10 protein-coding genes are annotated in these 9,978 nt (G+C 35.8%); 7 read left to right on the top strand and 3 right to left on the bottom strand.

The window, feature by feature from the left end; translation table 11 throughout:
* The first annotated feature begins 94 nt into the window (after positions 1-94).
* A complete protein-coding gene (locus tag J5J05_RS11375; protein WP_208559633.1) occupies positions 95-1,285 on the top strand; it encodes an IS256 family transposase in 1,191 nt (396 codons plus the stop codon).
* Between the two features lie 323 nt (positions 1,286-1,608).
* Here the strand turns inward: J5J05_RS11375 and J5J05_RS11370 are convergent, their stop codons facing one another.
* The 3 genes from J5J05_RS11370 to gloA all read right to left on the bottom strand — a co-directional run bounded on the left by J5J05_RS11370 (position 1,609) and on the right by gloA (position 3,949).
* Complete coding sequence (locus J5J05_RS11370; RefSeq protein WP_208560780.1) at positions 1,609-2,736, bottom strand: MFS transporter; 1,128 nt, start codon at positions 2,734-2,736, stop codon at positions 1,609-1,611.
* A gap of 77 nt (positions 2,737-2,813) precedes the next feature.
* Complete coding sequence (locus J5J05_RS11365; protein ID WP_208560779.1) at positions 2,814-3,350, bottom strand: TetR/AcrR family transcriptional regulator; 537 nt, start codon at positions 3,348-3,350, stop codon at positions 2,814-2,816.
* A 218-nt stretch (positions 3,351-3,568) separates the two neighbouring features.
* The gene (gene gloA / locus J5J05_RS11360) at positions 3,569-3,949 is read right to left on the bottom strand and encodes a lactoylglutathione lyase (protein WP_208560778.1); all 381 of its coding nucleotides are present in this window, start codon (positions 3,947-3,949) and stop codon (positions 3,569-3,571) included.
* A 122-nt stretch (positions 3,950-4,071) separates the two neighbouring features.
* Here gloA and J5J05_RS13045 point away from each other — a divergent pair, with 122 nt between their 5' ends.
* The 6 genes from J5J05_RS13045 (at position 4,072) to J5J05_RS11330 (ending at position 9,929) form a co-directional block, all read left to right on the top strand.
* On the top strand, positions 4,072-4,179 hold the full coding sequence (locus J5J05_RS13045) for a DUF2691 family protein (RefSeq protein ID WP_208560777.1): 108 nt from the start codon (positions 4,072-4,074) through the stop codon (positions 4,177-4,179).
* Position 4,180: 1 nt separating this feature from the next.
* Entirely contained in the window at positions 4,181-4,534 is a 354-nt protein-coding gene (locus J5J05_RS11350) for a DUF2691 family protein (RefSeq protein WP_208560792.1), read from the top strand.
* A gap of 59 nt (positions 4,535-4,593) precedes the next feature.
* On the top strand, positions 4,594-4,983 hold the full coding sequence (locus tag J5J05_RS11345) for a hypothetical protein (RefSeq protein WP_208560776.1): 390 nt from the start codon (positions 4,594-4,596) through the stop codon (positions 4,981-4,983).
* Between the two features lie 93 nt (positions 4,984-5,076).
* Positions 5,077-6,534, top strand: coding sequence for a DEAD/DEAH box helicase (locus tag J5J05_RS11340; protein ID WP_208560775.1), 1,458 nt, complete (start codon positions 5,077-5,079; stop codon positions 6,532-6,534).
* A gap of 156 nt (positions 6,535-6,690) precedes the next feature.
* The gene (locus J5J05_RS11335; RefSeq protein WP_208560774.1) at positions 6,691-7,248 is read left to right on the top strand and encodes a hypothetical protein; all 558 of its coding nucleotides are present in this window, start codon (positions 6,691-6,693) and stop codon (positions 7,246-7,248) included.
* A gap of 419 nt (positions 7,249-7,667) precedes the next feature.
* Complete coding sequence (locus J5J05_RS11330) at positions 7,668-9,929, top strand: putative bifunctional diguanylate cyclase/phosphodiesterase (protein ID WP_208560773.1); 2,262 nt, start codon at positions 7,668-7,670, stop codon at positions 9,927-9,929.
* The last annotated feature ends 49 nt before the right edge of the window (positions 9,930-9,978 follow it).

Raw genomic sequence — 9,978 nt, 5'->3', positions numbered from 1 at the left:
GAGAGTGTAAAATATCTTGTGTAAATAGAAAAAAGGAAGTCCCTTCTGTAGAATAGAGTTACCACACTACATTCACAGAAAAGAGGACTTCCCTATGAACAATTTTACTACAGATATCTTGCAGACTCTAGCTACAAAAGGTGATTTGAATGAATTATTTCGTTCTCACTTGGAGTTAGCTGTAAATACACTCTTAAAGACAGAATTAACTGCTTTTTTAGATTATGAAAAATATGATCGAATCGGATTCCATTCAGGGAATTCTCGCAACGGCACTTATGACCGTACGGTCAAGACAGAGTATGGAGAACTTCAAATACAGATACCTCGCGATCGCAATGGAGTATTTAAACAACAGACTATCCCTCCTTATAGGCGAACCAACGGTACGCTTGAAGAAACAATTATTCATCTTTTTCGAAAAGGAATCACCATGTCCGAAATCGCGGATTTGATCGAGAAAATGTATGGTCATCACTATACACCACAGACATTATCTAATATGACTAAGGTGTTTTCTGAAGAAGTTTTAGCTTTTAAAAAACGTTCACTAAACGAGCGTTACGCTGTTATTTATTTGGACGCAACGTATATTCCTTTAAAGCGTAAAACGGTTGATAAAGAAGCCGTTCATATTGCCGTAGGAATACGCCCAGATGGATCCAAGGAAGTACTCGGTTATGCTATTGCCCCTAATGAATCCACAGTCACTTGGAAGGAATTACTAGAGGATCTATCAGCACGCGGTGTGAAGGATGTTCTTCTGTTCGCGACCGACGGTCTGAAAGGTATCAAAGATACGATCCACCAGGCGTTTCCTCAAGCTGCGTATCAACACTGTTGCGTACATGTTTCTCGCAACCTTGCCAGTAAGGTACGTGTAGTGGATCGTAAAGAAATATGCGAAGATTTTAAGACAATCTACCAAGCAGATTCTCTTGAGAAGGCTATTGAAGCGCGCCGTGCGTTTTCTCAAAAGTGGCGCACTAGTTATTCTAAAATAGTCAAATCTATTTTAGAAAATGATAGTCTGCTTACGTTTTATAACTTCCCAGTTTCGATCCGAAGGAGCTTGTACTCCACCAATTTGATTGAATCCTTTAACAAACAAATCAAAAAGTACAGTCGGCGTAAAGAACAATTTCAAAACGAAGAATCCATGGATCGCTTTTTAGTTTCAAATTTTGATATGTATAATCAAAAATTTTTAACTCGAAGTCACCGTGGGTTCCAACAAGCTGAAGCAGAACTGGAAATGATGTTTGAAGCTTCAATAAAAAGATGAATTTGTTTTACAGAAGGACCTCTTTATTTACACAAACTTCTTGACGCTCCCTTGAATCAAGTAAAAAGAATATAGAATATACCTCATTTAGATGTAGTACGGAGAGCCTTATCATAAGTAGATGAGGTTCTTTAAATAAAACCGTAGTTCGATTTAATTTAAGCACCTCAACCACCTTTATAATGAAGTTACTATTTTTACAGGGTAAGAAGTCTCTCATATCAGGGAATTGACTCAAAGTCTTTAATAGCAGAGTTATTTAGGTTTCTTATAGTAGTTGATACATTTTTATTACTCATTACTTTTATGTCTAAAGTTTGATGTTAATATTTATGATTTGTTTTTATAGGCATGAACAAGGCTAGGATTCCGATCCCAGAAAATAGTAAGAAACTAGTAGAGTAAGATAGATACTCAATAGAAAATCCAGCTAGAGATGAGCCAATTGTCTGACCAATGCCTAGAAAAAAGAAGGAAAGACTGACACCAATATAAGGGGACTCTGGGAAACAACGTGTACCCCACACAAGGAGTACCCCTGTAATGGCTATATAAGAAATACCAAATATAATAGCTGAGGAATAGAGAGCTATTGTATTAGAGATAACAATGAGCGCTATAGAGGACATCAGTAATATCAAGAATATGCGAAACGCTGCTGAAAGACCTTTTAAGCTAATTAATTTTCCAGCAAAGCTACCTCCGATACCGGCTATTCCCATGACTAGCCAAAATGCTATGCTTATCTGAGTTGTTAGTTGATAAACTGCAGTCAAATAACTTCTAGAGAATGTCCAGTATATGGAAGTGCTCATACCAATTAAGAGAGATGCAGGTAATAAATAAGAAGTCCGGCTCAATAACGCTCTATAATTTAAAGAGAAGCTCATCTCGTTTTTATCGTTCTCAGAAGGTGATGGAATAGCGATTAAGTTCCAAATTAATGTGATAGCTGATAGAAAAGCGAAGAATAGAAATGCTCTTCGCCAATGATTAGCAAAAAATAAAGCGATGGGGCCTGAAATAATGACTCCAAAACTAGTACCTGTATTCATCCAACTATTAGCTTGATCCCTTTTGTCTAAGGAAAGAGAGGTTTTTGCAACTTTGCTATAAACGGGAGAACTCCACCCACTTCCCAAACCAGCTGTACATATACCTATTCCTAAAAAGAAGAGATTAGGAGAAAGAGCAATAGCCAATAGCCCTATAACTGAAGTGATACCACAAGCATAAATTATTATTGTCTGTCCAAACCTTTTTATCATTAGATTTGAGCATAGTAGAGCAAAGGCGTATGAAATATAGCCTAACGTGCCAACGAAACCAGATTGAGATTCAGATAAATGTAACGCATCAGAAATTTCAGGTAGGAATAATCCAAAACTGAATCGAGAAAAAGCGTAAGTGACAGCAATCATAGCGGTGCCTGGTGCAACAAGTTTAATCATTTTAACATCTCCTTTTAGATAGAACGATCACTATAATTTTAAAATAAAAAAATACAGCTAACAGTATATCTGTCAGCTCAAGGATGAAAAAGAAGGTCAATAATAGAAAGACACTCTTTTCTAATATGAGTTATGTTAGATGTTTCAGCTAGCGCAGTAGCCCCTTCCAATTGTATAGCTAGGCGGAAAGCGTCGTTCTTAGAAAATCCAGAGTCTTCCAAGTATGATAAAATGAATTTTTTATGACTAATCACACGTTTAGTAATCTCATCATTTTCATGAGTGTATTCTTCTTTTGCTCTTAAAAACAAACAACCATTTGTATCCATTTTTTCTAACCACAGTAGATGACTTTCCATAACCTTTTGCGCTTTTTCCTGGATAGAGTTTATTGAATTTAAGTCAAATTGATTTTTAAGAAAAGAAAAATATGTATCTTCTCGATTATTTAATACCGCTAGAACTAACGCTTCTTTAGAATCAAAGTGATTGTACAAAGTCATCAGAGAGACACTCGCTTCAGAAATAATTTGTTTGATTCCTACAGAATGAAATCCTTTCTGATAAAACAAGTATTCTGCTGTCTCCAATACGTCTTGGCGTTTCTGGCTCATATAGATCTCTCCTTAGGTATAATGATCGTTCTATATCATTATACACTATCTAAAGAATGAGTCAAATATAAAGAGAACCCTTCAAACAGCGAATTATAAAAAGAATCAGTAGCAAGCAGTTAATTTTTAGCTAGAACAATCATTTGTATATGAACTATACCGATAAGAAAAAACGATAAGAGACTGGAAAAAATTACCAGCATCTTATCGTTTAAATACTATTTCGCACGCTTAACTTCGATACGGTAACCGTCAGGGTCAGTTACGAAGAAATAACTAGGTGTACCACCTGATAATCCTTTTAATTCACCTGTTTCGTAAGCAGAAGCTTTACATACGTCGTGCATTTTTTCTAGGTCACCGACAGTTACGCCTAAGTGACTGAAGCCGTCTCCTACATTATATGGCTCTGCATCGTAATTGTAAGTCAGTTCAATTTGTACAGAAGAACCTGGTGAATTTAGATAAACTAAATCAAATTTATTTTCAGGAAATTCTCTACGGCTAGCCACTTCAAAATCGAATAGGTTAGTATAAAAGTCTAAAGTCGCTTCGAGATCTCTAACACGCAAACAAATTTCAACGAGTTGTTGGTTCATAATATCATCCTCCAATAATTTCTTACTTAATTCTAGCATAAATAGGATATAATAAGTAAAACTTAATATCTAGAGATTTGGCATTAGGAAGAATAAATAAAAATTGATAGAGGAGTTTTGGCATGATAGGCCTATCGTTTGAGATTCCGAACACTTATGGACAGCATTTATTTGATATTTTAGAAGAAACGATTCTAAAAGATATGAACTGGTGGAGGAGAATCTTATAGGATTCAAAATAATACATTAGGAAATCCTCTTTTCCCTGAAGATTGGCAAATGGATGAAGTAAGTGGAGAAAAACTGTATAAATTGATATCAGAACAAGAATACTATCTTATCTTTTGTGACTTGAAAGGCTTTCCCAAGAATTCAAAAGCGAAAGAAATTGAAACATACGAAGAATTTATGGAAAGTGATTGTCAATTTGTATTAAATCTAGTGGATTCTTCTTATACGTGGATTTACTGTAAAAACCAAACGACTATCAAAAATTTGCATGCAAAAGTGTTAGCTTTAGGGTATGAAAATTTAGAATATTTGACAGAAGAAAATAAAGGGAACGATACTCTAATTGCTTGGTGAAAGAAAGACCACACTATAATAGCCAGTAATTAGGTGAATTCATTTATGAGAGGAACATTATGAAGAAAAATAAACAGTTATGGTTTACAAGTATTCTATACAGTATATTTTTGATTTCAACGGTATTTTTGTTTATAGCAGCTTATAATAATATGGACTTACCATTTGCATTTTTTTTAGGCTATGTCTTTCTCCTTATTTTTATGCTACTGTATGTTCCAGTAGTGACAATTATGAACATGAGAAAGATTAAATGGCAAGTTGTAAGAAAAAGTCTTATTAAATTTTTTACTCTTTTTATATTATCGAGCGCCATGATTTACGGCTTTGATTATCTATTCCGCCCTGAATCACTTGATATCATTACCATACTTTCTGTTTGCTTTGGTGTATCTTTCGGTGTCGCATTCATCGATTTAGCATTTTTCAACGGAAACTCTAAGTCATAGAGCACTCAATCTTATACGATTAATTCATTTAGACGACAGTCCATTATTTTATAGCTGTTGAACAATTCAGCAGAAAAAAGAAAGCAGGAGAATATGAGCAATACATCATTTGAAACATTTGGGATCGATCCAGAAATATCGAAAGCATTAAAGAGTTTGCGTTACTTCAATCCAACAGCGGTACAGGAAGCCGTTATTCCGTTAGCACTGGAGAAAAAAGATATTATTGTAGAATCTCAAACGGGTAGCGGTAAGACAGTTGCTTTTGGTATCCCCCTTTGTGAACAAGCAGAATGGGAAGAAAACAAACCGCAATCTTTGATTTTAGTGCCTACTCGAGAGTTAGCACTACAAGTTAAAGATGACATTATGAATGTTGGGCGATTGAAGCGTATAAAAGTGACTGCGGTATTTGGTAAGTCTTCTTTTAAAACGCAAAAGTCTGAACTAAAACAAAAAAGTCATATCGTTGTTGGTACGCCAGGTCGGGTACTGGAACACTTAAAAGAAGGTACGTTAGTAGTCGATAAAGTGAGTAGTCTAGTTTTAGATGAAGCGGATGAAATGCTGAATATGGGTTTTATTGAACAGGTAGAAGAAATCATCGGTCACTTGCCGACAGCACGCCAGACGATGTTGTTTTCGGCAACCATGTCAAAACAAATAGACCGCTTAGCGAGTTTTTATATGAGTGCTGATCGCGCGTCTATCAAAATGGCATCTTCAGAAGAGAACACGCCTAAAATTTTACATTCCTATATCAAAGTGGAAGATGAAGCGAAAGAGAAGCAATTATTAGAGTTATTGACGATTGAAAACCCAGATGCTTGCATCATTTTCTGTAATACGAAGGATGTCGTGGATTCGGTTGTCAGCTTTTTAGATAAAGAAGGATTACCAATCGATAAGTTGCATGGTGGTATGGATCAAGAAGACCGCATAGAGGTATTGGATGAATTCCGCTCTGGAAAACTTCGTTATTTAGTGGCGACTGATGTGGCAGCTCGTGGAATCGATGTTGATAACGTGACGCATGTCGTCAACTATGATGTGCCTTTTGAGAAAGAGAGCTACACCCATCGTACAGGTCGAACCGGTCGTGCTGGTAAAACGGGTCTAGCCTTAACGATGGTAAGTCCAACTGATCAAAGACGCTGGCAAGAAGTTCGTGAGTTTGCTTTTGACGACAGCCAAGAAGTTACAGAAATTTCTGCGCCTAATGATCGTGCAGTTACGCGTGCGCAGCCAGCGTTTGAAAAGAAAATCAATACCCGATTGGCACCAAAAATTGCGCGCAATAAAGCCTTGAATAAAGATATCACGAAGGTCTATTTCAATGGTGGTAAAAAGAAAAAACTGCGTGCAGTTGATTTTGTTGGTACATTGACGAGTATCAGAGATGTATCTGCTGAGGATATCGGGATTATCACGATTCAAGAAAACGTAACCTATGTAGAAATCATGAATGGTAAAGGTCCTTATGTGATTTCCGAAATGCAAGAACGCAAGGTTAAAGGAAAAACATTGAAAGTAAGTAAAGCACGTAAATAAATAGTAGAGCTCTAAACAACCCACGTTACTCTTCACTATTGAAGAGCAACGTGGGTTGTTTTACTTTTGGAAGCTAGTAAAAGTGGTCTTTATCAGATAAAATAAATAGTATAGCTGTATGACGAACAGGCACATGACCTATTGAGGAGAATGACAATGAAAAGTATTGTAAGCGGTATAATGATGCTGTCCACTGTTTTAGTGATTTCAGCATGTTCAAATAAAGAAGAAGCAGAAGTCGTTCAAGAAAAGGTGCAAGAAGTTGATACTGTAGAAAATAAAAATGAACCCATTACTCAAAGAAGCGAAGAAAATCCCGCACTACATACAGAAGTTCCGATTGTAGAACTGATCAGCTCAAACGATGATTTATCGATCTTGTTTGATTATATGTATCAAGAGCTGTTCTGGGGGACTGAAGAAAACGAAATAGCTTACAGCTTTCCTGATGTTCATTCTGGAAAGGTAATCGAAGGAGACAGTGTGGTAATTGATTGGAGTGCGATGGATCCTCAACCTACCGAGACCCGCTTGATTGAAGTAAATGTGGATGATCGTTCTGAAATAGTCAGTGAAAAAAACATATCCGAAAGTACGGTACTAACGATTGAGATTGATGAAGCAGAAATGGGTAAACAATATGCTGTGCAATACCTATGGAAAGAAGGCGCAGTTTCTACTGGAAAAAGCATGTTAAATGTCAGATTTGAATAAACAACTAGTATGATAATCACTATTAATTAAAAAGTAGCTGAAAGTAAGGAGTCACTTTTTGAATTCAGACTTTAAGCAACGTGTACTAAAAGAAAAACTTTTATGATGTGTTAACATAGGAACAATAGTCGGTCTCATTATGTATAATGAATAGTATCTCCTCTTATAGTGAAATCAGCAAAAAGTCACTGAAATAGGATTCATTTGAATATAATAACAGGCGTTTTATGTTTTGCTAAAAATGTTTTAGGTTACTATTTTGGCCTCAGAATCACCCATTGATTCAGGCGTAGTGATTTGCGGCACTATATAATTCACATTATTGACATTTTATATGATTAAAGCGCTATTAAATCAAGAAAACAAACGACGATTATAATGATATAGTACGAATCCGCTTAAGGGGGTGACAAGATGCAATGTTGAAGAAAAAACGATCATTAATCATCATTATATTAATCAATCTCTTAGTCCTATTTGGATGGGATATCATCTTTCAAGATAATGCATGGTTAAAAAGCTTGAATTTACCCATCATTCATACCATGGGAATCCTGTTTAGTATAATAGAGTTCTATAAGGCGTATCGCAGGAAAGATAGCCATCATATAGGCTTTTGGCTGTTATTGACGATTGGAACGACTGTATATTTTCTTGGGAATTTATCTTGGATTTTTGTGCAAATTCTGAATGGAAATACGACGTTTACAGGAGTAGAATATTTTCTTTGGATGATTGCGCGTATTATTTATTTAGTGGCTCTTTTTTATTGTATTAGGGAAATAAATAAAACGAGATTTAATAAAATCTATTTCTTTAATTTTCTGATTTTTATGATCACGACTGCATCAGTCACCCTTTATTATTTGATAGAGCCGACATTAGATTATGCAGAGCAATCGTTAACAACAATCATTATTATATTAATGTATCCGACAATTAATTTGAGTATACTCTTAATGATTTCAATTCTAACGTATCTGGTTCATAAAAGAATCGAACACAAAACAATGTTATTCCTTGTAGTCGGTTTCTTGGCGACGTTTATTGGAGATACGTATTATACGTATCTAGAACCGAGAGATCGTTATCAACCAGATGGATTGGTGAATTATCTTTGGATCATCGGCATATGGTCTATTGGACTGGCAGGCTATCTAATAAAAAAACAGACGAAATCGAAAAACTTTGCCATTGAGCATATCAGTTTACCGAAAGTCGTTATTCCGCCATACGTTAGTACGATTATTCTTATTTTTCTTGTGATCCATAGTTACGGCTGGGCAGTCAATTCACTTAGCTTTGGTCTGCTTATTGTGATTGGGATGATTATTTTCCGTCAACTATTGATGATAAAAGAAAATAATAAATTAATTGATGAATTCAGTTATCTCGCTTATCATGATCCGTTAACGAATTTGAGTAACCGGACGAAATTCAAAGATACGCTAGAAATCGAGATGGAGAATGCACAAGATGAAAAAATCGCTTTACTGTTAATTGATCTTGACCGATTTAAGGTGACCAACGATACGCTCGGTCATCAAGTCGGAGACGAACTTTTGGTGCAATCGGCAAGACGAATTGAAGAAGTACTTGCGCCAAATATGCAACTATTTAGATTAGGTGGAGATGAATTTGCCGTTATCATTGTTGGTGCATATGATTCGATCTGCAAGCAAACGGCGGATAAGATTCTTCAAAATATTGAAAAAACCTTCAAGCTAAATGAATATGAAATTAGCCTAACCAGTAGTATCGGAATAAGCGTTTATCCAGATAATGGTAGTTCCTATGAAGAACTATTTAAATTTGCTGATACAGCCATGTATCTTGCTAAAGATAGTGGTAAAAATAGATTCCAATACTATGATGGTGACCTGAGCGAGATAATGAATCGTAGATTGAGAATTGAAAGTGATTTAAGAAAAGGATTAGATAGTCATCAATTTGAGTTGTATTATCAACCAAAAGTAGAGCTGTTTTCTAAAGAAATGATGGGGATGGAAGCGTTACTTCGATGGCATCATCCAGATCTTGGGCCTATTTCTCCGGGAGAGTTTATTCCTATAGCAGAAGAGACCGGTCAAATCGTTGCAATAGGGGAATGGGTTTTAAGAAATGCCTGTATTCAAACGAAAAAATGGCAAGATATGGGATTGCCTGCTATTAGAGTCTCCGTTAATGTATCTGTTAAACAGTTCCAGCATGGTGGGTTAGTAGCAATCGTTAAAAGAGCGCTTGAAGAATCTGGTTTAGAGCCGAGATATTTAGAAATTGAAGTGACTGAAAGTATTATGCAAAATACGACAGAGAGTAGCGAAGTGTTGCACCAATTCAGAGAAATGGGGATTGAAATATCCATTGATGACTTTGGAACAGGTTATTCTTCCTTAAATGTCATTCAACAATTACCCATCAATACGATTAAATTAGATCGTTCCTTTATAACGAATATTGAAGATGAAAGTCAACTTTCTATGGTGAAAACGATCATCAATTTAGGAGAAAACTTGAACTTGGATGTCGTTGCCGAAGGAATAGAGACAGAGTACCAGTTGTCGAAACTGATTGAAAGTCGATGCAAGATTGGTCAAGGATACCTCTTCTCGAGACCAATCAAGGCTGATCAATTTGAGTTATTATTGAGAAACGGCTATACCGTTGCTGAAGAACAATAAGTAAGATTAAAGGAACAACTGTCAAAAAAAGCATCGTCTCTCTACTTTA

Source organism: Marinilactibacillus kalidii (assembly GCF_017599325.1).
In the GTDB taxonomy this organism is placed as follows: domain Bacteria; phylum Bacillota; class Bacilli; order Lactobacillales; family Carnobacteriaceae_A; genus Marinilactibacillus; species Marinilactibacillus kalidii.
The sequence above is the reverse complement of the archived record's forward strand: the minus strand, read 5'-3'. Positions and strand labels throughout refer to the sequence as shown.